General features: G+C 49.7%; 18 protein-coding genes. 5 read left to right on the top strand and 13 right to left on the bottom strand.

Features of this window, described 5'->3' with window-relative positions:
- The first annotated feature begins 165 nt into the window (after positions 1 to 165).
- Positions 166 to 888: a hypothetical protein gene (locus AC5SV9_RS13570; RefSeq protein WP_475149547.1), complete on the top strand. Its 723-nt coding sequence runs from the start codon at positions 166 to 168 to the stop codon at positions 886 to 888.
- 4 nt (positions 889 to 892) lie between these two features.
- Here the strand turns inward: AC5SV9_RS13570 and AC5SV9_RS13565 are convergent, their stop codons facing one another.
- Genes AC5SV9_RS13565 through AC5SV9_RS13555 form a run of 3 tightly spaced genes read right to left on the bottom strand, consistent with a single transcriptional unit; the run spans position 893 to position 3401 of the window.
- Entirely contained in the window at positions 893 to 1858 is a 966-nt protein-coding gene (locus AC5SV9_RS13565) for a DUF4862 family protein (RefSeq protein WP_475149548.1), read from the bottom strand.
- A gap of 40 nt (positions 1859 to 1898) precedes the next feature.
- Positions 1899 to 2207 (bottom strand): hypothetical protein, encoded by a 309-nt coding sequence (locus AC5SV9_RS13560; RefSeq protein ID WP_475149549.1) that lies wholly within the window; start codon positions 2205 to 2207, stop codon positions 1899 to 1901.
- A 12-nt stretch (positions 2208 to 2219) separates the two neighbouring features.
- Positions 2220 to 3401 carry a BaiN/RdsA family NAD(P)/FAD-dependent oxidoreductase gene (locus tag AC5SV9_RS13555; protein WP_475149551.1) on the bottom strand — a complete coding sequence of 394 codons (1182 nt, stop codon included), beginning with the start codon at positions 3399 to 3401 and terminating at the stop codon, positions 2220 to 2222.
- 366 nt (positions 3402 to 3767) lie between these two features.
- On the opposite strand from AC5SV9_RS13555, the gene AC5SV9_RS13550 reads away from it, so the two are divergent.
- The gene (locus AC5SV9_RS13550; RefSeq protein ID WP_475149552.1) at positions 3768 to 6074 is read left to right on the top strand and encodes a S8 family serine peptidase; all 2307 of its coding nucleotides are present in this window, start codon (positions 3768 to 3770) and stop codon (positions 6072 to 6074) included.
- A gap of 86 nt (positions 6075 to 6160) precedes the next feature.
- On the opposite strand, the gene AC5SV9_RS13545 is transcribed toward AC5SV9_RS13550, so the two are convergent.
- From AC5SV9_RS13545 to AC5SV9_RS13525, 5 genes are all read right to left on the bottom strand, one after another.
- Positions 6161 to 9265 carry a S8 family serine peptidase gene (locus tag AC5SV9_RS13545; protein WP_475149554.1) on the bottom strand — a complete coding sequence of 1035 codons (3105 nt, stop codon included), beginning with the start codon at positions 9263 to 9265 and terminating at the stop codon, positions 6161 to 6163.
- A 248-nt stretch (positions 9266 to 9513) separates the two neighbouring features.
- On the bottom strand, positions 9514 to 10002 hold the full coding sequence (locus AC5SV9_RS13540) for a PEP-CTERM sorting domain-containing protein (protein ID WP_475149556.1): 489 nt from the start codon (positions 10000 to 10002) through the stop codon (positions 9514 to 9516).
- A 225-nt stretch (positions 10003 to 10227) separates the two neighbouring features.
- Positions 10228 to 11253, bottom strand: a complete 1026-nt coding sequence (gene tdh / locus AC5SV9_RS13535; protein WP_475149558.1) for an L-threonine 3-dehydrogenase — start codon at positions 11251 to 11253, stop codon at positions 10228 to 10230.
- A gap of 15 nt (positions 11254 to 11268) precedes the next feature.
- Positions 11269 to 12465 carry a glycine C-acetyltransferase gene (locus AC5SV9_RS13530; RefSeq protein ID WP_134052371.1) on the bottom strand — a complete coding sequence of 399 codons (1197 nt, stop codon included), beginning with the start codon at positions 12463 to 12465 and terminating at the stop codon, positions 11269 to 11271.
- 125 nt (positions 12466 to 12590) lie between these two features.
- Complete coding sequence (locus tag AC5SV9_RS13525; protein WP_134052373.1) at positions 12591 to 13253, bottom strand: TetR/AcrR family transcriptional regulator; 663 nt, start codon at positions 13251 to 13253, stop codon at positions 12591 to 12593.
- A gap of 119 nt (positions 13254 to 13372) precedes the next feature.
- Between AC5SV9_RS13525 and coaD the strand changes: the two genes are divergently transcribed.
- Both coaD and AC5SV9_RS13515 read left to right on the top strand, forming a co-directional pair.
- Positions 13373 to 13855 (top strand): pantetheine-phosphate adenylyltransferase, encoded by a 483-nt coding sequence (gene coaD, locus AC5SV9_RS13520; protein WP_417706376.1) that lies wholly within the window; start codon positions 13373 to 13375, stop codon positions 13853 to 13855.
- Positions 13852 to 15249: a capsule assembly Wzi family protein gene (locus tag AC5SV9_RS13515; protein ID WP_475149561.1), complete on the top strand. Its 1398-nt coding sequence runs from the start codon at positions 13852 to 13854 to the stop codon at positions 15247 to 15249. The genes coaD and AC5SV9_RS13515 overlap by 4 nt, the downstream gene beginning before the upstream one ends.
- A gap of 29 nt (positions 15250 to 15278) precedes the next feature.
- Here the strand turns inward: AC5SV9_RS13515 and AC5SV9_RS13510 are convergent, their stop codons facing one another.
- From AC5SV9_RS13510 to nagK, 5 genes are read right to left on the bottom strand one after another with little or no spacing between them, the layout of a single operon-like run.
- A complete protein-coding gene (locus AC5SV9_RS13510; RefSeq protein ID WP_475149562.1) occupies positions 15279 to 16358 on the bottom strand; it encodes an acyltransferase family protein in 1080 nt (359 codons plus the stop codon).
- A complete protein-coding gene (nagP, locus tag AC5SV9_RS13505) occupies positions 16358 to 17650 on the bottom strand; it encodes an N-acetylglucosamine MFS transporter NagP (RefSeq protein ID WP_475149564.1) in 1293 nt (430 codons plus the stop codon). The genes AC5SV9_RS13510 and nagP overlap by 1 nt, the downstream gene beginning before the upstream one ends.
- A 34-nt stretch (positions 17651 to 17684) precedes the next feature.
- Positions 17685 to 18803 carry an N-acetylglucosamine-6-phosphate deacetylase gene (gene nagA, locus AC5SV9_RS13500; protein ID WP_475149567.1) on the bottom strand — a complete coding sequence of 373 codons (1119 nt, stop codon included), beginning with the start codon at positions 18801 to 18803 and terminating at the stop codon, positions 17685 to 17687.
- A gap of 22 nt (positions 18804 to 18825) precedes the next feature.
- Positions 18826 to 19824 carry a glucosamine-6-phosphate deaminase NagB-II gene (nagB-II, locus tag AC5SV9_RS13495; protein WP_475149569.1) on the bottom strand — a complete coding sequence of 333 codons (999 nt, stop codon included), beginning with the start codon at positions 19822 to 19824 and terminating at the stop codon, positions 18826 to 18828.
- Between the two features lie 11 nt (positions 19825 to 19835).
- Positions 19836 to 20750, bottom strand: a complete 915-nt coding sequence (gene nagK, locus AC5SV9_RS13490; protein ID WP_273022854.1) for an N-acetylglucosamine kinase — start codon at positions 20748 to 20750, stop codon at positions 19836 to 19838.
- A gap of 287 nt (positions 20751 to 21037) precedes the next feature.
- Here nagK and AC5SV9_RS13485 point away from each other — a divergent pair, with 287 nt between their 5' ends.
- Positions 21038 to 23602 carry a family 20 glycosylhydrolase gene (locus AC5SV9_RS13485; protein ID WP_475149571.1) on the top strand — a complete coding sequence of 855 codons (2565 nt, stop codon included), beginning with the start codon at positions 21038 to 21040 and terminating at the stop codon, positions 23600 to 23602.
- Positions 23603 to 23855 lie beyond the last annotated feature (253 nt).

Genomic DNA, 23855 nt, shown 5'->3' with positions numbered 1-23855 from the left:
TATAAAGACGTAACGCGAAACGATGAAAAGCCCTCAAACCGTTAGAAAAGATAGGGGGCGCCACCGCCAGGAAAAAACACCTGGTTATTTTGCCAATAATTACGCTCAGAAATTTGACGAACCGGATAAGCTGTGTCATTTTTTGGGCCCTTAAGAGTCAATCCCATGCACAGTATGTTAACAACAGGATTTGTTAAATCGCTTCTCATCCGGTTTATGCAGCCGGCGCTATGTAAAAGCAGCAACCCGACGGATGTACTGCTGGGACAGGCTTCTAAGCTGTATCTCAACAAAACAGACACCTATCATTTAGACGCTGAGCTAAACCGGTATTATCAGCATGTGGATATACCGCAACTTCTGAACGAGATTAACTTTGATAACGTCTACCCCAGACTGAAACAGCATGGCTATAAGACAGATATTCTGGATATCCCGACACAGTCGCCGTCCTTATTATTCAGGCCTTTTTCGCTGTGGAAAAAAAGGCTTTATCTGTTACGCCATGCCCGGATCAGAATTGATGTTTTGCTGCTGAAAAAAGGCGATAGCATTCCGGCACATGCCCACAGAGGCGTGCTGTCAGGCTTTTTAGTACTGAATGGTCTGGTCAATATCCGCCATTATGATGTGTCGGAATACCAGCAAGATGGCGTAATCTGTCATAAAACAGTCGACAAAGACCTGGCTGCAGGTGGCTATACCACTAACCATGACGAAAAAGACAATATCCATTATTTAACCGGGCTTGCTGATGAGTCGGTACTGTACCGCTTCAACATTACCGGCCTGCGCTCTCCGGTACCGGTGCATACGGCTCTGCGCGGAAGAATGTATGTCGATGTATCTCAGATTGACACAAAAGGCGGCTTTGCGCCTTTTGTGTAGGGCGCTAACAGTACCGATCTAAAATAGCGAGCATATCGCGGATATAGGCCATACGCAGTTCCACTGATGCCTGATGAGGGCGAATACCAATTTTAGCCCCGAGCACCGGCAGCCGGCTCAGATCCTCAACGGCAGCGAGGCATTGATGTATTGCCTGCTCGTTCATCCAGCTGCCAGGCTCGCCGTGTTGTACCAGCTCACTGCTTTGCGGTGGCTGATGGCTGTCGCGCCAGGCGCCATACTCAGTATCTTGATCCGAGACTCCTGAAAACATCAGCCCACTCAACAAGCCCGCAGCCTGAACAGCCATAATGTGCTCCAGCGCCCCGTCCGGCCGCCTCGTTTCAAACACCGAACGGCCCCAGTTAATGACAATACCCATTTTATGCGCCTGGTCTGACACCGTATTGAGTCTGTTCAGCACAGCTATCTCATCGCTCAGCGACAGAAAACCTTTAGAGGGCGTATGCGCTGGCACATAGGCATCGCAATGCTCTATTAACAGCTGCGCACCCTGCCAGTCCCACTGCTGCATGGAGCTTAGTGACTGATATAGTGCATCTGCAGATGAGGTGGCTTTGTCACGTGCCGGCGCTGTTTGTACCATCACAGCCTTAACGGCCTGGCGGCCAAGATGGCTATTGAGTTTGGCAACTGCATTGCAGGCTTGTTGCATAAAGTCCAGAGCCTCTTGTCTACCCGCTGTGTCACAGGATGCCAAACCAAACTGCGGATTGCTCCCAAGGGCATTCATAACGCCGGGAATGCAGGTAAACACATAGTCCCACTGCGGTGCGATATTGGCTAAGAACCAGTTGTCATCATGGCCATGTAACTTGCCCAGAAATGGATGTTCCAACCCTTTAATGTTAGGCAGTTGCTTAAGCTCATCGTAATACGCAGTTTCCAGTTGCGGATCCCAGCCTGTTTGATTAGGCGAGGCGGCATAGGCGCCAATATAGTATTTCATTGCTAGTTTTATCCTGTTGCAGAATCTGTGCTGAACGCACTTAGTCGTCCGGCCCACTTAATGTAAATACCAGATGCTTACGCATATCTTTTAGCACTACGCCCTTTTTCAGCAGCAAAGCACTGAGCTTCTTTTGCCACAGCAACAGTTGGCGCTGGGCGTCATCCAGATAAGGCCGGCTGCTAAACTGCAGCCGCACCAGTAAGGAGCCAGGGAAAGCCTCATACTCCATACTAAACCAACACTGCACAGTACCTGGCAATGCTTCGAGCGCTTGTTGCTCCAGCGCTGTTACAGCTTCCAGCACAGCTGCTTGTTGTTTTAGTTGTACTTTAGAAAGTTTTTTCATTGCAACCCCACACTAACAATACTGGCCGGCTACCCAGCCGCTGGCCCACGCCCACTGGAAGTTGTAGCCCCCTAACCAGCCGGTTACGTCAACTACTTCACCGATAAAATACAAACCAGGTTGATGTTTTGCTTCCATGGTTTTTGAAGATAAGCCATCAGTATCCACTCCACCGATGGTCACTTCAGCTGTGCGGTAGCCTTCGGTACCGTTGGGTTTAAACACGTAGCTATGCAGTGTATCCGCTATCTGGCGCATACTTTTACTGTGCAGGGTTTTCAGCGGTTGATTATTAACCGCCTTGATGTCGATTAGCTTTTCAACCAACCGCTTTGGTAACAGCTTAGCCAGCGCGGTTTTTAACTCCTGCTCCGGATGAGCTTGCTGTTGCGTGGCTAAGAATTCAGTGATGTCAGTTTGCGGTGACATATTCACTGTAACGTCGTCGCCAGGCTGCCAGTAACTGGATATCTGTAAAATGGCCGGCCCGCTTAAGCCGCGGTGGGTAAACAGCATATCCTCCGGGAACACGGTGCCATTGGCCTCTGCCGTTACCGGCAGCGATACGCCGCTTATTTCTTCAAACACCGCTTTGTCTGCCGGTTGCCAGGTTAAAGGCACCAATGCAGCACGCAGTGGCAGCACCTTTAAACCAAACTGTTCAGCGAGCTGAAAACCAAAGGCGGTGGCACCTAAATTCGGCAAGCTCAGGCCGCCGCTGGCGATGACTAAGCTTTGGCACTGCCGGTTGAGCTCTGGCGTGCTAACCGTATACTGGCCGTCAGCAAAACTGACAGCGCTAATATTTTGCTGCAAAGCGAGTTGCACATTGGCTACTTTCGCTTCTTTTAACAGCATATCGACGATATCTTTTGCGCTATCGTCACAAAATAGCTGCCCCAGTGTTTTTTCGTGATACGCAATACTGTGCTTTTGCACCAACGCAATAAAATCCCACTGCGTATAGCGGCTTAAGGCAGATTTACAAAAGTGCTTATTTTGCGACAGAAAATTTTCCGGCCCGGCATACATGTTGGTGAAATTGCAACGGCCACCGCCAGACATCAGAATTTTGCGCCCGACCCGTTTACCGTTATCCAACACCAATACACGGCGACCGCGTTTACCGGCTTCTATTGCACACATCAGTCCGGCTGCACCGGCGCCGACCACAATTACATCCCACTGCTGCATTAGGGCTCTACCCGCTGACACTCAAAGTCCGCTATTGTCGGCGACTCTGCGGGCGGATGCAATCGCAGACCGCTTAGCAACAATCATTATAAATTATACTTATTTAGCATATAAAAAAGCCGGCACGCATTTCATAACCGCATCACAGCGCTGATTTTCGCTGCTCTGTCTCTGTCCGGGCGAATCGCAAAAAGACCTTTTTTCCAGACAAGACCGACTGCTGCGCTGAAGTTGTAACAAATGTCACCATTTCGCAGATTTACATAAAATTACAATCTAGTTAAAAGGGTCATAGATGTTACCGCAAGGTTGCAGTAAGTCGTCATCATCCAGGAAACATACAACAATAAATAATTCGAGAAACAGATGAAAAAACCTCAGTTCACCCTTAATAAGCTGGCATTACTTTGCCTGCCAGCGACTTTGCTGACTGTTACGGCAACTGCACAAGCTGCAGATCAGGCCAGCCGTTATGCCAGTCCTGTCATTACTACGGCTAAAAGTCAGCAAGCCGCTGCGGACGGAGCCAAGCGCTACATCGTGAAATATAAGCAGCAACAACTTGAGCTTGCCAGCCCGGGGACATTTAACACCAGCGCGACGCAGCGCAGATTGAACAACCTGCAACACTACAAAGCTCAGTTTGAGTTACGTGGCAACAGCGTGAAAGAAGTGCTTGCAGCCCAATCGGCTCTGGCCGTTGAATTATCAGCAGCAGAGCTTGCCACTTTGGCGCACGACAGCGCTATTGAGCTGATTGAAGAGGACTATAAGCGCTACCCGATGGCCCAGCAGATACCATACGGCTATACCATGGTACAGGCGAATCAGGTCAGTGATGATTTTGCATCCAATCAAAAAGTATGTGTGATCGATTCCGGCCTGGACTTACCGCATGAAGATTTTCTGAGCGCAAACATCACCGGTACCAATAACTCTGGCACAGGTAACTGGTATGACAACGGTGGTCCGCACGGTACTCATGTTGCCGGCACCATAGCGGCACTTAACAATGCCACCGGTATGCTCGGTGTTATGCCTAACGCCAATGTGAAACTGCATATTATCAAAGTGTTTAATGATGACGGCTGGGGTTATAGCTCTACCCTATCTAATGCTGTTAATACCTGTGTAAGCAATGGCGCCACGGTAATTAACATGAGCCTAGGTGGCGAAGGCTCCAGCACCACAGAATCCAATGCGATGCAGGCAGCCTTTGATGCCGGCGTATTGCTGATTGCTGCAGCAGGCAACGACGGTAACACTGCTCTGTCGTATCCGGCGTCTTACAACTCTGTCATATCCGTTGCTGCAATTGACAAGAATAAGCAATTGGCAGATTTCTCACAGCGTAATAGTCAGGTAGAACTGTCTGGCCCGGGAGTAGACATACGCTCGACATACCCGGAAGGAACAGGCCTTGAAGCCACGTTAAGTGTAGGTAGTAGCAGCTACGACAGCAGCCCTATGACCAACTCGTCAGATGGCAGCGCCAATGCCCCTCTGGCCAGTTGTGGTTTAGCAGAAAGCACCTGCTCCGGTGTCAGCAATAAGATTTGCCTGATCGAGCGTGGTAACGTCAGTTTCGTGCAGAAAGTACAGTCTTGTGAAGCCGGCGGTGGCCTGGCAGCAATTATCTATAATAACGAAGCAGGCGATTTCGGCGGCACTTTGGGTGATAACCCTGGCACCACCATTCCGGCGTTGGCTGTAACTCAGGCTGTTGGTAAGGCATTGATGACTAAACTTAACCAAACTGCCAGCCTGAATTCAGGTGCCAGTAACTACGGCCTGATGAGCGGCACCTCTATGGCTTCTCCCCACGTTGCAGGTGTAGCTGCCTTACTGTGGAGCCATTATCCACAGTGTACTAACGCCCAAATCCGAAATGTGCTGGCCACAACAGCCGAAGATTTAGGCACGGCAGGACGCGACAACTCATATGGTTATGGTCTGGTGCGCACCAAAGCGGCTTACGATTATATTGCTCAGAATGGTTGTGACGGCAATGGCGGTGAACAGCCTCCTCCGGCAGGCAATGAGTTGGTAAAAGGCGTTGCCACTACTGGCATCAGCGGTGCCGCAGGTAGCAGCACAATTTATACTTTTACCGTTCCTTCAGGTGCCTCTAACCTGACTATTACCATGTCCGGTGGTAGCGGCGATGCCGACATGTATATTAAGTCTGGCAGTCAGCCAACCAGCTCCATCTATGATTGCCGGCCTTATAAAACCGGCAACAACGAAAGCTGCAGCTTCACAGCGCCTCAGGCCGGCACTTACTACATCATGTTAAACGGTTACAGCGCCTATTCCGGTGTGTCACTACTGGCTGATTACACTGCTGCAAGCGGTGGTGGCACTAACCAGGGTGCAACGATGACGGAATCAAACATCAGCATTGCACGCCGCAGCTGGAAACACTACACCGTAACAGTGCCGGCAGGCATGAGCAGCCTTACCGTTAATACGTCTGGCGGCAGCGGTGATGCTGACTTATACGTAAAACGTGGCAGCCAGCCTACAACGACCAGCTATGATTGCCGGCCTTATAATACCGGCAATACTGAAAGCTGCAGTTTCACCAGCCCTCAGGCCGCAACCTGGTATATCTCAGTATATGGTTACAGCGCGGTAAGTGGCTTAACATTAACGGCGACTTATCAGCCCTGATAGCAGAAAATAAAAAATCCGGTGGTTAACCACCGGATTTTTTTCACATACTGTGCAGCATCACACAGCATTCTTCATATCATCAGTTACTGATTAGCAAAGACTTCAATCAACGTTGATGAATGTTCAATACCATCCGCATCTTTAAATGATGCCACACCCAGGTAAGGCAATGGACTGGCTGTCAGGTTAGACGTCATCACCGTAACAATGTTTGACCGGCCCATAATAGCCCGTGGGCTGGCAACAATGCGGGTAGTGCTTTCCTGGCTATCCACAATCCATAGCGGCATAGTGTATTCAGCTGAGTCTGCGCCAAGTAAGTCATACGCATGAACAAACACCAGATAGAAATCACCCGCGGCGTCATTTGCTGCCGGAGCAGGGTCGCGTAGCGTCACGACTTCATTACCACCTGACGCAGCAGAAGAACCTACTGCTGAACACGACAGCGCTATACAGCGGTAAACATACAGGTCAAGGTCAGCACCCGGTACAGAAGCCAAAGCTTCATTCAGGCTGAAGCGAGCTACACGGGTACCTTCAGGCACCAGGAAGGCATGGAAGCCTAAACCAGGTTCATTAAAGCTAAAGGTCCGATCCGGGTCTTGTGTGACTGTATCACTAGAACCAAACGGCGCACTAACACCCACCACAGAAGCACTGGTAGTGCCGCTGTAGCGCATATCAACCTGGAAGCTTAAACGACCTGATTTCGCTTTAACCTCACCACCAATTACAGCAGGCGCAACAATAAGTTGCGGCGATTCTACTTTAATAGCGATAGGGCTGCGTACACTATGCACACCGTTAGACCAGGTAATAGCACCAAATACCCACTGGCCGATGGTTGCGTTAGCGTTAGGTGTAAATTTCACACCATAAGCCACTGACGCATTAGCAGCCACCGTCATCTGGTTAGCACCGTCGTTGGTAATAACTTCAACATCAACACCGGCAGGCGCTTCAACAGTTGCGGTATATACCGAGCCTGAGCCACTAACATCGGTTACCACACGGGTCAGCGTTTCGGCACCGGTTAACTCAGCGATGGCCATAGATGGCAGGTTCAGCTGACTTGGGTCAGTATCGTAGCCTGCGGCTTCAAACTGGGCACAGGTAGAGCCTGTGGTATTAACGACAAAGCTACTGTTACCAATACCACACAGGAACGCAAAGTAGTCGTTATTGGCAATATCGTAAGTCAGACCAGGTTGCGTAGCCTTGTTAGGCACTGCGTGGCCAGCACCAAAGTCAAACGGATCGGCCGGCGTAACGCCATTTTCTTTGGTGACATTTTGCCGCGCTGTAGTCATCAGCGCTGATTTCACCATAGCAGCAGACCAGTCTGGGTGCACTTCTTTTACCAATGCTGCCATACCTGCAATATGCGGGCTGGACATTGACGTACCCTGCAGGTAGGTAAAGCTATTACCTGGCGGAGCTAACATAGGCTGAGAAGACGCACCCGCCAGAATTTTCACACCAGGTGCGGTAATGTCTGGTTTGATCACATCAAAAGTGGACAGGTTGGGGCCGCGTGACGAGAAACTAGCCATAACATTTCCCACTTCAACCACATCATCAACAAACACCGTCGGGCTCATTTTGACATTGACTACACCGCCGCCAGTGATTTCAGCGTTAAAAGCACTACCTGCAGCCAGTGTTGTCATCACTGCAGGAATACCAAAGCTACCGGTACCACCCATAGGAATAGGTGCAACGGCAGAGTTGTTATACACAATTACGCCAGTTGCACCGGCTGCCTCTGCCGCAGCAATTTTGATATCAAAACCACAGGTTCCGCGTTGAATGAGGGCAAATTTGCCTGCAATTTCAGCTGCATTTGTTAGTTCAGTACAGGCCAGCAGTGGCTCTGCGACAACAACATCTGCACTGATATCACCAGTCTGGCTCAGTGGTACTGAGGTTACCCCTTCAACCGCTATATATGTGCCCTGCAGCGGGCCTGCAGTCACTTCGATACCATTGGCAATACTAAAACCATCATAAGTTGACGCCGCTACGGTAGTTACCCAGGGTGCTGGTGTACCTATGGTGCTTGCTGTCGGACCATCGTTACCGGCAGACACTGACACAAATACACCAGCCTGGGCAGCGCGCAGTTTAGCGGCTGCAGATACTGTTGTCAGGTTGGTTCTGTCACCACCGATCGAATAGTTAATGACGTCTACACCATCAGCCACTGCCTGATCAATCGCCGCCATAGTATCGCCGTAGAAACAGCCGCGCTCGTTTACGCCTTCAGGGCTAACATAGTCACTGTTCCAACAGGCTTTATACATAGCGATGCGCGCGCGCGGCGCGATGCCGGATACGGTTGCTACCGGAGTGCCGTTAAATACCGCCGTAACACCCTCGTTACCGCCAGCAGTCGAGGATACGTGAGTACCGTGGTTATCCGCGTCACGGGGTGAAATAAATTCGCCAGGCTGAATTTCATACACAGTTTCGAAAGTGCTCTTGAAATAGCGCGCACCAATCAATTTGTTATTACAGCTAAATTCCGGGTCTTCGCCCACGTCACAGGTGCCGTTCCAACCTGACAGCGGCGCGTAAGAGCCATCATCAGCAAAGCTTGGATGCTCTGGCCAAATACCGCTATCGACAACACCGATAACCACATCTTCACCTTTAACACCCAGTGTGTGCAGGCCATCAGGTGAGCTGGTCAGCCCTAAAAAGGCCGGCGTATTGGACGTCGTCATCTGCTGCGCTTCGTCACGCCATACACCTGCCACATTCGGGTGATTACGCAACGCTTCTGCCTGAGCAGCTGTCATCTTGGCTGAAAAGCCGTTAAAGGTGTGGGTGTAAGAATAGATCAGTTTATCAGCACCGCTTTGCGCCGCCAGATTCTGATGTAGCGCCTTAAGGCTCTTGGTATAAGTTTGCAGCCTTGACGATGATGAGTTATAGCGGTTCAGCGCCCTGGTAACAGACTGACGCGCTGGCATCAGCTCGCCTAATTCCTGTGCTTTCTCAATGCCGGTTTTACCTTTTACCTGCACAATATACGGGGCGACTGTGGCATCAACGGCTTCCTGTTTTAATAATGCCGGGTTTATCTGAATTTCATAAGGGTTGTTCATTTGCTGGGCGTGCGCTACGCCCGCTGCGACCGCTACCGCAAGGGCGGTTCTGGTCATAATTTTGGTAAGTTGCATGCTCGTTCTCCGTTTATTTTTATCTTTCGCAACACGTATTTTTTCCTGCAAAGCAGCATCACGGCCTGGCTAATGATAAAGAGTGGCAGTATGTTTTTACGTCACTGTATAAAAATCAGACACCCTCTTTTAGTCATCTCAGACCAAAGCATAGCTTTAACCTTCACTGCACATAGATAACAAATATTTACAGCTGTAATGTTATTGATAAAAAAGCTGACACTTTAGCGCTTAACAGAGTTAACAGCTTAAACGCGGCGACGTAGTAATAAGCCACCAACACTGGCTAACAGTAAAAACATAGTGCCTGGTTCTGGTACATTGACTGACGCAGCGCTTAATGCAAAGTTGGTATCAACAACGAAGTCACCATCTGTAGTAAAGATATCCATATAGCCAAAGTCAGTATCCCAGAAGCCTTGGAAAGCAAAGAAACCATCGGCATCTGTAACATCAAAACTCAGGAAACTGAAACCAGCGAACAGGTCTGCCGGGTCAAACTCTGCTACAAACAGAAAATTATCAGTGATAGTAAAACCGAACAGCTCAAACATTTCCCATTCAAGCACGTTGCCGAACTCATCGATATCATTAATATCGACTGACAAGGTGCCAAAGACTGAACCGTCTTCAAGCAGAAAATCTTGCGTAATAATAGGTGTGGCCTGTGCGGTTTGAGGTAAAGCAAAACTGCTTAACACTACTGTCGCAACAGCAAATAGTATGGACTTCAACATGGATATACCTCTGAATATTGTTATAGATTGTGTTTTTGCAAAAACTTGCAACATTTGTAATGCATAAACCAATCCAACTAAAAATTCAGCTTTATATCAGCACATTAGGCCATTTCAGTTCAGATCCCCTGTCAGAACCCAATCTTGATTGAAAAAAAAACCGACAATAAAAAAGCGAACCTCAGTTCGCCTTTTTATCATCGGTGTAGCGTGCGGATTTAGTTGTCAGTACCAGTTTAGTATCACTTTACCAGACTGCCCTGAGCACATAATGTCAAAGCCTTCCTGAAAACGTGACACTGGCATTTCGTGCGTGATCATTGGGGATAAATCCAGTCCGGACTGAATCAAACTGGCCATTTTGTACCAGGTTTCAAACATTTCACGGCCGTAAATGCCTTTAATGATCAGGCCTTTGAAAATAACCTTGTTCCAGTCAATTGCCATATCAGAGGGTGGAATGCCGAGCATGGCAATTTTGCCGCCATGGTTCATGGTATCGAGCATACTGCGAAACGCAGCCGGTACGCCTGACATTTCCAGGCCAACATCAAAGCCTTCGGTCATGCCGAGCTCTTTCATGACATCTTTCAGACTTTGCTTACTGACATCCACGGCACGGGTGGCACCCATTTTCAGCGCCAGCTCTAAGCGATACGGGTTTACGTCGGTAATAACCACATGGCGGGCGCCAACATGCCGCGCTACTGCTGCTGCCATAATACCGATAGGGCCGGCACCGGTTATCAGCACATCTTCACCAACTAAATCGAACGATAACGCAGTATGCACCGCGTTACCAAAGGGGTCGAAAATGGCCGCGATATTATCCGGAATATTGTCCGGTAATTTAAACGCATTGTAGGCTGGGATCACCAGATATTCGGCAAAAGCGCCCGGGCGGTTAACACCAACCCCGGTGGTGTTGCGGCATAAATGCACACGACCTGCGCGGCAGTTGCGGCAGTAACCACAGGTAATGTGGCCCTCGCCTGACACGCGGTCACCGACTTTAAAGCCGCGCACCTCAGAACCCATACCCTCGACCACACCGACATATTCGTGGCCAACTACCATGCCGTGCGGAATGGTATTCTGTGCCCACTCATCCCATTTATAGATGTGCACATCGGTACCACAAATAGCGGTCTTTCTGATGCGGATAAGCACATCGTTTGGCCCCACTTCCGGTTTTTCGACTTCGGTTTGCCAGATGCCGGGTTCTGCTTTTAATTTTGCTAATGCTTTCATCTTTACGCCCCGCCCTTATGCGATCACGCCCATGTCTTTACCTATACGGATAAAGGCATCAATTGCCTTGTCCAGTTGCTCTTTACTGTGTGCTGCAGAAATCTGGGTACGGATCCGGGCCTGGCCTTTAGGCACCACCGGGAAAGAGAAACCGACCACGTAAATTCCTTCTGCCAGCATACGTTTGGCCATCTCGGCAGCGACTTTGGCATCGCCCAGCATCACCGGGATAATGGCATGGTCTTTCCCTGCCAGGGTAAAGCCGGCCGCTGACATTTTCTCCCGGAAGTAATCGGCGTTCTGCCATAACTTTGCCCGCAAGTCGTCGCCTTGCTTTAACATCTGAAGTACTTTGATCGACGCCGATGCTATCGACGGTGCCAGCGAGTTTGAGAACAAATATGGCCGTGAGCGTTGCCGCAGCCATTCAATCACTTCTTTCTTGCCAGAGGTATAACCGCCCGATGCGCCACCCAGCGCCTTACCTAAAGTACCGGTAATAATGTCCACTCTGTCCATCACACCACAGTATTCATGTGTGCCACGGCCGTGTTTACCGACAAAGCCGACAGCGTGGCTGTCATCTACCATCACCATGGCGCCATATTTATCAGCCAAATCGCATACGGCTTTTAAATCAGCAATAACGCCATCCATTGAGAACACACCGTCGGTCGCAATCAGCTTAAAGCGTGCACCATCGGCATCAGCCTGTTTTAGCTGAGCTTCAAGCTCGGCCATATCATTATTGGCATAGCGGTAACGTTTGGCTTTACACAACCGCACGCCATCAATAATGGACGCATGGTTCAACGCATCGGAGATAATCGCGTCTTCAGCACCAAGCAAGGTTTCAAATAAGCCGCCGTTCGCATCAAAACAAGAGGAATATAAAATAGTATCTTCTGTGCCAAGAAACTCGCTGATGCTCTGCTCCAGCTGCTTGTGAATATCCTGAGTACCACAGATAAAACGTACCGATGCCACACCAAAACCATGGCTGTCCAGGCCGTGTTTCGCGGCGGCGATAAGATCAGCATGGTTTGCTAACCCCAGGTAGTTATTGGCGCAGAAATTCAGTACCTGCTCGCCGCCAACATCGACACTGGCTTGCTGCTGCGACGTAATAATACGTTCTGCTTTGTATAAACCTTCTGCTTTAACATCATCTATTTGTTGTTGTAGGTGTTGCAGAAAAGCGCTGCTGCGCATAAAGCCTCCTGTTACGGGGTAGAGAGAACAGAAAAAACGGCGCTATTGTATAGCTTATGTTGGTGCTGTGCAGTGATTTTGCTCAATTGGCGCCGCTGCTCAGACCTGCTGCTGTCAAGTTTAGCCTACAGCAGCTGAACGTCGCCGGCGAGCGCCTCATAATGTTGTTGCAGCCGGGTAATACGCGGTTTTGCCTGCACGGTGGCGTATGGTTTGAATAGTAGCAGTACTTTTAAAACCCCCTTATAAACACTGGCCTGATCAATATCTTTATCCGGTGCCTGGGTTTTCAGATAACTGATCCAAAACGTAACCAGCAACTTAATGCTGTGCGCCAGGTCAGTAATATCTTCGTCATCAATATCAATAATATCGGATTGTTTCAGAGCTTTAAGCACTGCAGTAACACGCATTAGCACGCCTTGCTGTACCTGTTGATAGTCCTGCTGCAATGCCGGGTCCCGCGACAAAATATCCGGCAAATTGGCGTAGAAGAAATGAAACCGCCACATCAGCTCAAATACGGCATCCAGATAATTTGCCAGCGTATCTAAAGCTTCTGCTTTATCAGACGGCGGCTTGATTTTGGTTTCCAGTAACTTGGCGTACTCTTTAAAAATCTGCCGTACGATGTCTTCTTTATTACGAAAGTGGTAATACAAATTACCCGGGCTGATGCCTAAATGAGCGGCGATATGGTTAGTGGTAACCTGACGTTCACCGACCTGATTGAATAATTCTATGCTGGCTTGCAGAATTTTATCTTTGGTTCTTAACTTCTTTTCCATCTGCGAAACAGGCTTATGGTTAGCGAATTTAATTTGCTATAGTAACGCCAAATTGACTAAAAACTCTAGTCACAGCTTGTACGAGGCTTTTGCCCTTACCCAGGAATGCCGACAACATAATGAAAATAAAAGCAATTTACCCAGGCACTTTTGACCCCTTGACCAACGGCCATGCCGATTTGGTGCAGCGCGCCGCCCGTATGTTTGACACCGTAATAGTGGGTGTTGCCGCCAACCCGAGCAAACAACCGCTGTTTACACTGGAAGAGCGCGTCGCGCTGGCACAACAGGCATTTACCGGCATCAGCAATGTTAGCGTGATTGGTTTTTCCGGCCTATTGGCAAAATTTGCCGAGGATAACGCCGCCCAGGTGCTTATCCGCGGTGTCAGGGCTGTGGCTGATTTTGAGTACGAATTCCAGCTTGCCAGTATGAACCGGCAACTTAACCCCGCACTGGACAGCATTTTTATGACGCCGTCAGAAAAAAATACCTTTATCTCTTCTACTCTGGTCAAAGAGGTTTGCCGTCACGGTGGTGATGTTTCCAGCTTTGTCCCGGCCCACGTAGAAACAGCGCTTAAAACCAGACTGAACGTATGACAAAAAAACTTTCAATGGCTGCAGCCTTGCTCTGCACGGTGCCAGCCGCGGCTGCGCCCTGGGTTGATACCACAGATAACTACTTACGCCAGTCATTGCAGACTCTGGCGCATGCCGGCGTAATATCCGGCCCGGTGAATACCTACCCGCTGATGTGGAAAAACATTGTCGCAGATTTAGCATCCGCCCAGGAGCAGCCAACACCAGAGTTAGAATTTGCGCTGGCGCATGTACGTTCTGCGCTAAACGCCAGTCAGAAAAATTATATTGCCGGCATGAAGGTAAGGGGCAGCAGTGATCCGTCATTGTTTCAAAGCTTTGGCGAAACCTATGTTGAAAAAAGTGCTGTCAGTTTGTTCAAAGAGTATCTTGGTGATGGTTGGGCAGCAAAAACTCAGGTTAATTACCGCCAAACAGAGAATGGCAGCACTGAACAGGATTTGACTTATGACGGCAGCTATTTAGCACTGCTCAGCGGTAACTGGGTGCTGGCGCTGGATCAGCAGCCTATGTGGTGGGGCCCGGGGCAGCAAACCGCTTTGCTGGTAAGTAATAACGCCCGCCCTATTCCATCAATAAGACTAAGCCGGCACAGCTGGCAGCCCAGCGAAAGCGCTCTGTTCAGCTGGCTGGGGCCCTGGAGTTTTACCACGTTCATTGGTCAGGGTGAACACAACAGCCTGCCGCGGCAAATCAAGTATTTCGGTGCCCGCTTCAGTGCCCGTCCGCACCCCCAGCTGGAGCTTGGGTTGTCCCGTATCAGCCAGTGGGGCGGTGATACGCTGGACAACGGCTTAGATGCTTTTACCGACATGCTGCTGCTTGATGACAAGATGAACTCTGACAATATGGCAGCGGTTGATCTGACATTTCATACCACCTTGTTTGACCGCCCGTTCAGTTTTTACACCGAACTGGCAGACGATAATAACGGCGGTAATTTAAGTAAACCGCTGCAGCTATATGGGGTAAGAACATTTTTTGGTCATTCCAGCGCAGTTCACACGTTAAATCTTGAATGGTCTGATACTTATATTCGCTGCGAAGATGCGCTGACCGCAGGCCATTGTGCCTACGAGGGCGATATTTACCCTCAGGGCTACCGGCGCTACGGCAGAGTAATAGGCAGTGGTTATGGCAGCGATGCACGTGTATTGTCTGCCGGTTACCGTTACCAGACATTTGATGGCTACAGTTGGGCTGTCAGTGTACTGCGCGGTGAATTCCTTGCCGCCAGTTCGACCTTGAAAAACTGGCAGCTGCGGCTGGAATACCGGCAACCGTTTTTTAATGGTTTACTCAGTATTGAAGGCCGGGTGTTTGACAAATCACCACAGCCAGAGCTGGAAATAAAACGCGGCAGCATAGCTGCGACCTGGGAATACCGTTTCTGATAGGTTAAATATTATTATCTGCCTGCCGGCTACAGGCGGATAATAATATTGCGTTGATACAACAGCCGCGACAACCACCAGAACCACAGCACATGCAACATTGCAAACAACAGCGAAGCCTGCTTTGGTGCCAGTACGGTAGTAAGCAGTTCGAAACTAAATTGATACAGGTTGCTATTGCCTGCCGGGATAAGCGACAGACAGACAGCCCACAGCCACGACAGAATATAGATAAATAAAGGATTGGTGCCGTAAGTAATAAGCGGCTGTACCAGCGCACGTTTTGCCAGCACATCTGAAACCCACACCAGCAAGGCCAGTATCCACAACAAAATAGCGCTGGAAAGCAATACGTAGCTGCCGCTCCACAAGGCTTTATTCACCGGCCAGAACATACTGCATAACCAGGCGGCAATGAACAACACTGCAGCAAACTTAACCAGCCAAAGCGCACCGGCTCTGGCACTGTGCTGAACAAGGTTAGCCGCGACATAGTACCCCACCAATACTGAGACCACGGCAGGCAAAGTGCTGAGTAACCCTTCAGGGTCAAAAGCGATACCAAAGCCCTGATAAAGATGATTAGATCCAAACAGCAACATATCCAGCTTCAACACGGCATTGCCCGCCAGACTAAAAGGCTGTCCGCTGCCAAAAATAAGCAGTAACATCCAGTACAGCACAAGCAGCGCTATGCTAAGAAGCGGTACATAACGTACCTTAATCAACAGCACCAGCGGCGCGGCCAGCATATAACACAAGCCTATACGCTGCAGCACACCTGGCAGTCGCAGTTCGGCAACAGGTTTGGCAAAAGGAAACCAGTTCAGCAAAATGCCGATGGCCACCAGTAGCAGACCGCGTTTAACAATACGCTGCACGGTAGCCGGTGTCAGGCTGGCATGGCGCAGAGCATAAAACATCGCTGCACCGACGACGAACAGAAAGGCCGGAAAGACAATATCTGCAAAGGTGAAACCGTTCCAGGAGGCGTGTAATAGCGGGCTATAAACATGCTGCCAGGATCCCGGCGTATTTACCAGGATCATCAGCGCTATAGCCAGCCCACGCAGTGCATCTAATGCATAAAAACGTGAGCTGCCTGTCATTATTTCCAGCTTGTCATCTTATGGCCTTTAAGCGCATAAAACAGAATAAACAGATAACATGGCAACATAACGATATAAGCACCCTGTTGTCCTAAACCGGTGCCACTGGCCAGCCCCCAGAACAAGGGCCCAAAAGCACCGCCGGCAATCCCCATGATGAGCAGTGCTGAACCGGTGCTGGTTAATGCACCTAAACCGGACAACGCCAAAGGCCAGACCGCAGGCCAGACAATGGCATTAGCCAGCCCAAGTATTGCGATAAACAACAAGGTATCCGGCAGTGCTGTGCCACCAAGAGGCACCAGTAAACTGTTTGCCAACGCATAAGATGAGGTATCTCCCAGCACTATTGCCAGTACCAGCACCACACCTAAAACGGCAGACACGGCCAGCGCAGTTTGCTGCGACAGTACCCGTGGAATTAACACTATGCCCAGTACATAACCCAGCACCATACAGCCCATAGTGTAAGAGGTCATAACGGTATATCGTTCAACACCCAGCGATAACGCAAATAACCCTATGGTATCGCCGGCGATTACTTCTACTGCTACATAAACAAACAGTGCCAGTACCCCCAGAGCCAGGCTTGGTCTTGCCAGCGCTGCTTTTATCTGCATCGCATTGTTATTATCTGCACTTTCCTTTTCCAGCTCCGGTAACGGCGAAAACTTAACCGCCAAAGCCAGTAAGCCTAAAAACGCCGCTAACCCCAGATAAGGCACCACTAAAGCAGATGCCATTTCATCTATCTGCGCCCCCGTCAGCGCGGTATCCGGCGAGGCAACAAAGCTATTGGCCATTAGCGCAGTAAATACCACAGGTGCAACCACACCTGCGGTTTTGTTTAAAATACCCATGATACTGATACGCACGGCAGCCGTTTCTTCCGGGCCAATTTTAACCACATAAGGGTTAACCGCGGTTTGCAGCAATGTCTGGCCGGTACCGATTACCAGTTGAGCCAGTAAAAACAGGGCAAAAGTTTGCGTTTGTGCCGCCGGAATATACAGCAGACCGGCCAGCATCATGGTTGCCATGCCCAGCGCCATACCACTTTTATAACCCACTTTACGGATAATCCATGCCGATGGCAGCGCAGTAAAGGTTACGGCAATGTAGAAGGAAAATACCACTAACGACGCCTGAAAAGGGGTCAAGGTAAGCATTTGTTTTAAATACGGCATAAGCGAACCGTTCAGCCAGGTGGCAAAACCCAGCACGAAAAACAATATCGCCACTATTGCCATAGGTATCACACTGCTGCGACTTTTGGCTTGTTCAGCTGTCATTTCCATTTTCCTTCCCCGTTTGTTTTTATCATTGTTATTTTGCGTTAAAGACAGGCTCACCCTTTATCCAGCTTTGCCGGACCTGCCAGTTTTCATCTAGCAGCACTAAATCCGCCTGCGCACCGGCGACAATGCGGCCACCATTACGACAAGACAGAAATTGTGCCGGATACAAAGACGCCATCCTTAACGCTTCAGCCGGATCAACAGCTAACACCTGGACTGCATACTTTACCGCTGCTGCCATATCTAACACCGAACCGGCCAGGGAGCCAGCCTCGTTAGTCAGCTTACTGCCTTCACGTATTACTTTGCCGGTAAAGAAATCAAATTCTGTGTCATCAGTTCCTACCGGTGACATAGCATCTGTCACTATCATTAGTTTGCCGCGTGGTTTAGCCGCCAGTGCCACTTTTGCCGCAACCGGGTGCATATGATGACCATCAAAGATAATGCCACACCAGCTGTCTGGGTCGCTAAGTGCAACTCCAACCATACCAGGCTCACGCGACGTAAGCGCTGACATGGCATTGTATAAATGCGTAAAGCCCGTGGCGCCCGCAGCCAGAGCCGCCTGCACTGTCGCGGCATCGGCATTAGAATGGCCAAGACAAACGATGACATTAAGTGCCGTTAATTCACGGATCTGGGCCGGCGTAATATTTTCCGGCGCGACTGTAATCAGCTTAATACCCAGATCAGCGCGGCCATAAATAGCCATTTCTGCATCGCTCAATCCGCGGATGTGCTGTTGTGGATGCACCCCTTTTTTCGGCACCGACAAATGAGGACCTTCAAAATGCACACCAATAATGCCCGGTTCTTTCTCTGCAATGGCCGATGCTATAGCATCGGCAGCCTGCTGCATCACACTGACGCTGTCAGTGATCACAGTAGGCAGCATTGCGGTGGTACCAAAGCGGGCGTGGGCCTGCATCATAGTGCGTAGCGATTGGCGGTTCGGTGCGGTGTTAAATAATGCCCCACCGCCACCATTCACCTGAACATCAATAAAACCAGGCACCAGCAGCCCCGGCTGTACCTTACCACTGGCAGGCGCAACAGCGTGAACCACGCCATTACTTATACTGACGCTGACATTTTCAAACCATTGCTCACCGTCGAATAATCGGCTGACGCTTAACTGCTGCATTTGTTATTACCGTATAATTGCATTAAACCGTTTTTGTCACTTTGTTAAGGCCGGGAGGCGCATCCGGGTTTATCCCGCGACTACGCGCAACCACTTCAACATCCAGATAAAAGCGTTGTAAAATCAACAGTGGCAGAACCCTGGCCTGTGCATCTACCCCTTTATGGTGCAACTGTACTATTGCTGCACCACGACCACGAACGTCTTCGATCTGATTGCGATGTGCAGCCAGGCTTTCATCCTCAACTGTTACATCAACAATGGCGAACTGATTTTTCACCAGCGTCACAGGCCCATGCAGAAACTCTGCACTGGAAAAGGCTTCAGCATGAATACCACAGACTTCTTTTAATTTCAGTGCAATTTCACGTGAAATAGCGTAACCAAGCCCACGACCTAACACGACCAGATGCGCAACTTTTTCCAGCGCTGCAGCATTAAGTTGCAGGGGCAGTTCGATTGCTTGCTCCAGGCTTTGTGGCAATTGCTGCACTGCCTGCTGTAGCGGTTGATTGCCAGACCAGACAGACACCAACTGTAAAATAGCACTTAAGGTAGCAAGATAACTTTTCGTTGCGGCCACGGCTTTTTCTGCCCCTACATGCAGCGGCAGCGTGTAATGCGCCTGGTCAGCCAGCGGTGAAGTTGTATCGTTAACCAATGCCACCACCATAGCGCCACTGCGTTTGGCCATCTCTACCTGTGCCAGAATGTCAGGGCTACGGCCAGATTGCGAGATTACCAGCACCAAAGCATCTTTTAGCTGCAGTGATTTGTTATACACACTGGCAATTGACGGCGCTGCTGCAGCTACCGGTAAGCCAATTTCAATTTCAATCAGATACTTGGCAAACACACCTGCGTGGTCAGATGAACCACGGCCAACCATATAGACAAATTTAGGTGCACGCTGGCGGATTTGCGCCACCACCTGCTCTACCGTGGCGGCATTAGCAGCCAATTGCTCTGCAATACGTTTTGGCGCCTCTGCGGCCTCCAGAGCCATAATACTGTTGCTCATTACTTCTTTACCTATAACGATAGTGCGATAGATTGCGACTGGTCCCGCTGTAACGCAAACCAAATCGCTCCGAGTTCCGGCGTTTGTTGTGCCGGTGTAACCTGTTGCTGAATATCCAACGGCAAATAAGGCAATAACTTATGTGCCAAACCACCGATAAACGATAACCTGGGCGGCCCTGCTTTAAGCAAACGCTGTGCAATGGCGGTAATAAAGGCAGCGCCCTGCTCAATTAATGCCTGAGCCGTCGCATCCCCCGCTTCTGCGGCAGTAAACACCAGCGGAGCATACTTAGCATAAGTGGTTGGGGTGGCATGCATAAAATGTGAGACCAGCGCCATCGTATCGCGAGCTGCCAGCTCCTGCATCAACAGCTCAGTCATAGCAGTAGCAGGGGCCAACTGGTCAAGACTTAACAGAACTTTATGTACCAGTTGCATACCAAACCAGGCGCCGCTGCCATTATCACCATACGGAAAACCATGGCCACCAACTTCAACCAACTGGCCATTTACCGATGCCAGACCGCAGGACCCAGTACCAACAATGATCACAGCGCCGTCCTGCCCCTGATGAGCGCCCATGCATGCAATGTGCAAATCACTGGTCAAATACAATTGTTTGAACGGGTGCTGCCAGTCCGAAAACAGCTGATAATACTGTGGCACATTGACACCCGCCAGGCCTGCCCCTGCCACCAGTCGAGACATATCATTAAATGCCAGGCCCGCGCAGGTAAGCGCCTGCTGAGTGGCTGCCAGGATAGAATCCGTGGCAATTTTCATACCTCGTAACGGGTTAGCAGGGCCCGATAACCCCTCGCCCAGAATTCGCTGATCTGACGATACAATGACAGCACGGCACTTGCTGCCGCCGCCATCAATTCCCAAATACAAAGGCGTATCGGCCTTCAGCATCCCATTCATTCTTCAACCTCTTTACGATATAACCCGTAACGCCAGCGACTTTGCAACATACTGATATTTGCTTTAGCCTGTTTAGACTGACACAAATTGACAGCGTTGTCATTTTTAGAATCCAGCATATAATAAATCTGACAAATAACAAGTGTCTTGTTTAAAAATCGAGCTAAAAGTTTGGTATCACAACCAAAAAATTATTATAAAGATGTTTATTATCATCCGCTTGAATAACAGCTCTGAGCTGATAACCGTTAAGCCTTACCAGCTTAGCAAAAATGGGGAGAGAAGATTTGCGACAATACATTTTTGGGTTGCTGGCACTGAGCTGCCAACAACTGTCGGCAGCGACGTCATTTACCCAACAGCAGCTAGCACAATTTGCCAGCCAAAGTACGCTGAGTTTTGCCGTGGCGCAGCAGCAACCTACAACACCAATGCAGTTCAATGCGGCCATTACGCTGCACAATGGTTCAAAGTTTGCGTTGCCTGCGGGTAAGTCAGACTGGCAGGTCTATTTTCACCTGATCCGGCATATCGATACCATTGAACTGCATGGTGTTAAAGTAGAGCATGTGCAGGGTGACTTACACCGTATCAGCCCAACGGAGCGCTTCGCGGGCTTAGCACCGGCACAACAGTTAAGTTTGCCGTTTAGTTCAGCGCCCTGGATGGTAAGCTACAGCGACTTTATGCCGCGGGCTTTTATCACCGCCGAAGGCCTGACAGCTGAAATTTTCGCAAACACCAATACTGAAGATTTCAGCGCTTTTGTGCAGCCACTGATTTCACCGGCGCAGTTGCAGCGAAACTTTGCCGAAGGCGATAAGGTTGCCGTCGTGACGCCGTCAAGCCGGTTTGAGCGCAATGCCAGCTTGCTATCAGACGATACAACTAGTGATAGCAGTGCCCGCATTATTCCTGCCCCGTTACATGCTGAATTGCTTACACAACGGGTGCCGCTGACTGCTGACTGGCAGATACAGTTTGATGACGCCTTAAAGCCTGAAGCTAACTACCTGCAGCAGCAGTTGCAGCAGCAAGGTATTCAGCTGAGCCTCGCTGACACCGACGCCAGCGCAAAGCAGCTTATCCGGCTGAATATGACACCTGAGCTTGAGCTAGGCGCAGAAGGCTATCAACTGATTATCAGCAACCAACAGATCAGCCTCAACGGCAAAGATAGCAGCGGTGCTTTTTACGCTGTTCAAAGCCTGCTCGCATTGCTGCAAAACAGCAACAAAGGGCTAACGCTGCCAGCTGGGAAAATTACTGACCAACCAAGGGCTGGCTGGCGTGGTATGCACTACGATATGGCGCGTAACTTTCATGGCAAAGCAGTTACATTGCGCCTTATTGATAACATGGCCCGCTACAAGCTAAACAAATTGCACCTGCATTTAACCGAAGATGAAGGCTGGCGTTTGCAGATCCCTGGCTTACCCGAACTTACCAACATAGGTGCGACGCGTTGCTTTGACCTGTCCGAACAAAAATGTTTACTAACGCAGCTGGGCACCGGGCCTGATGCTACCGGCAGCGGCAATGGCTATTACACTACAGCAGACTTTATTGAAATACTGCGTTATGCCACTGCACGCCATATAGAAGTCATTCCCGAGATAGACCTGCCAGGCCACGCCAGAGCGGCTATTGTCGCCATGAAAGCCCGTTACAACCGCCTGATGGCTGATGGGAAAGCCGAAGAAGCAACACAGTATCTGTTGTCAGACCCGGACGATACGTCGGTTTATCTCAGCGTGCAGAACTATAACGACAACTCAGCGAATGTCTGCCTGCCTTCAACTTATGCCTTTATCGAAAAAGTATTGTCTGAGCTGCAGAAGATGTATCAGCAAGCAGGCATCAGACTAGGCACCTTCCATATGGGTGGTGATGAAGTAGCCAAAGGCTCCTGGCAAGGTTCGCCAGCCTGTCAGCAGTTATTTGCACAAAGCAGCAACAATATCAGCACAGTCGCGGATTTAAAGCCTTATTTTGTCAGCCGGCTGGCAGAGCTTACGCAGCAACATAAGTTGGCGTTAGCGGGCTGGGAAGATGGTTTGATGTATGATCAGCAAAATACATTTGAGCGTAAAAAACTGAAAAACAACCAGATTATTGCCAACGCCTGGGACAACATCTGGGAATGGGGAGTTGCAGACAGAGCTTACCGCCTGGCGAACAATGGCTATCAGGTGATATTGTCACCGGCTACGCATTTGTATTTTGATCACCCACATGAAGCTCATCCGCAAGAGCGTGGCTATTACTGGGCAACCCGGTATACAGGCATCGATAAAGTGTTTGGCTTTATGCCTGATAACCTTTACGCCAATGCCGACACAACCCGCAGTGGTGCCAGCATTACCGATTTAGCCGCTTTGGTTGGCAGAGCCTTGCCTGAATTGACACAACCGGAAAATATACTGGGTATTCAGGGTCAGGTATGGAGTGAAACCATACGCACTGAACAACAACTGGAGCAAATGATTTACCCACGCATGCTGGCACTGGCTGAGCGCGCATGGCACAAGGCAGCCTGGGAAGATACCGGCGATAAAGCCGGGAAACTCAGAGACTGGCAAAGCTTTGCAGAGCGGTTAAGTAATGTCGAACTGCGCCGGCTGAACGAAGCAGGTAGCAGCTTCTATTTGCCACCTCCGGGCGCACAACTGAGCAAGAATGACTGGCAATTTAATACGATATTGCCGCATTTAACCATCGAATGTTCAACAGATGACGGTAATAGCTGGCAAACCTGTAATTCTGCAGGTTTTGCAGAACACAACGTGTTGCTGCGAAGCCGCCACGCTGACACTGTCAGCCGTACGGTAAAACTGCCGCTAACGCCTTGAAGACAAAAAAGCCAGCTAACCGGGGTTAGCTGGCAAAACACCCTAAAGATTGGCAAATAAAAGCAACATCCTTGTCGGCTGCTTCAGGCCACAACAACTACCGTGCTGCCTGAAATAGGGAGATATACGCAGACATCAGCCAGAGCCTGCATCCCGGCGGTCACATGAAAACCGCACAACGCCATCATGACAACGTTGTCATTTTCTATACTATGAACATTTTTTAATCAAATCAACTGAATTGTGAAATTTT

Source organism: Rheinheimera sp. ATLC3, assembly GCF_059429535.1.
This window is presented reverse-complemented; position numbering and strand designations above follow the sequence as displayed.

Bases quoted from the DNA above. Each gene is read 5' to 3' on its own strand.
- AC5SV9_RS13570 (WP_475149547.1), top strand. From the start codon at position 166: ATGCACAGTATGTTAACAACAGGATTTGTTAAATCGCTTCTCATCCGG.
- AC5SV9_RS13565 (WP_475149548.1), bottom strand. From the start codon at position 1,858: ATGAAATACTATATTGGCGCCTATGCCGCCTCGCCTAATCAAACAGGC.
- AC5SV9_RS13560 (WP_475149549.1), bottom strand. From the start codon at position 2,207: ATGAAAAAACTTTCTAAAGTACAACTAAAACAACAAGCAGCTGTGCTG.
- AC5SV9_RS13555 (WP_475149551.1), bottom strand. From the start codon at position 3,401: ATGCAGCAGTGGGATGTAATTGTGGTCGGCGCCGGTGCAGCCGGACTG.
- AC5SV9_RS13550 (WP_475149552.1), top strand. From the start codon at position 3,768: ATGAAAAAACCTCAGTTCACCCTTAATAAGCTGGCATTACTTTGCCTG.
- AC5SV9_RS13545 (WP_475149554.1), bottom strand. From the start codon at position 9,265: ATGCAACTTACCAAAATTATGACCAGAACCGCCCTTGCGGTAGCGGTC.
- AC5SV9_RS13540 (WP_475149556.1), bottom strand. From the start codon at position 10,002: ATGTTGAAGTCCATACTATTTGCTGTTGCGACAGTAGTGTTAAGCAGT.
- tdh (WP_475149558.1), bottom strand. From the start codon at position 11,253: ATGAAAGCATTAGCAAAATTAAAAGCAGAACCCGGCATCTGGCAAACC.
- AC5SV9_RS13530 (WP_134052371.1), bottom strand. From the start codon at position 12,465: ATGCGCAGCAGCGCTTTTCTGCAACACCTACAACAACAAATAGATGAT.
- AC5SV9_RS13525 (WP_134052373.1), bottom strand. From the start codon at position 13,253: ATGGAAAAGAAGTTAAGAACCAAAGATAAAATTCTGCAAGCCAGCATA.
- coaD (WP_417706376.1), top strand. From the start codon at position 13,373: ATGAAAATAAAAGCAATTTACCCAGGCACTTTTGACCCCTTGACCAAC.
- AC5SV9_RS13515 (WP_475149561.1), top strand. From the start codon at position 13,852: ATGACAAAAAAACTTTCAATGGCTGCAGCCTTGCTCTGCACGGTGCCA.
- AC5SV9_RS13510 (WP_475149562.1), bottom strand. From the start codon at position 16,358: ATGACAGGCAGCTCACGTTTTTATGCATTAGATGCACTGCGTGGGCTG.
- nagP (WP_475149564.1), bottom strand. From the start codon at position 17,650: ATGACAGCTGAACAAGCCAAAAGTCGCAGCAGTGTGATACCTATGGCA.
- nagA (WP_475149567.1), bottom strand. From the start codon at position 18,803: ATGCAGCAGTTAAGCGTCAGCCGATTATTCGACGGTGAGCAATGGTTT.
- nagB-II (WP_475149569.1), bottom strand. From the start codon at position 19,824: ATGAGCAACAGTATTATGGCTCTGGAGGCCGCAGAGGCGCCAAAACGT.
- nagK (WP_273022854.1), bottom strand. From the start codon at position 20,750: ATGAATGGGATGCTGAAGGCCGATACGCCTTTGTATTTGGGAATTGAT.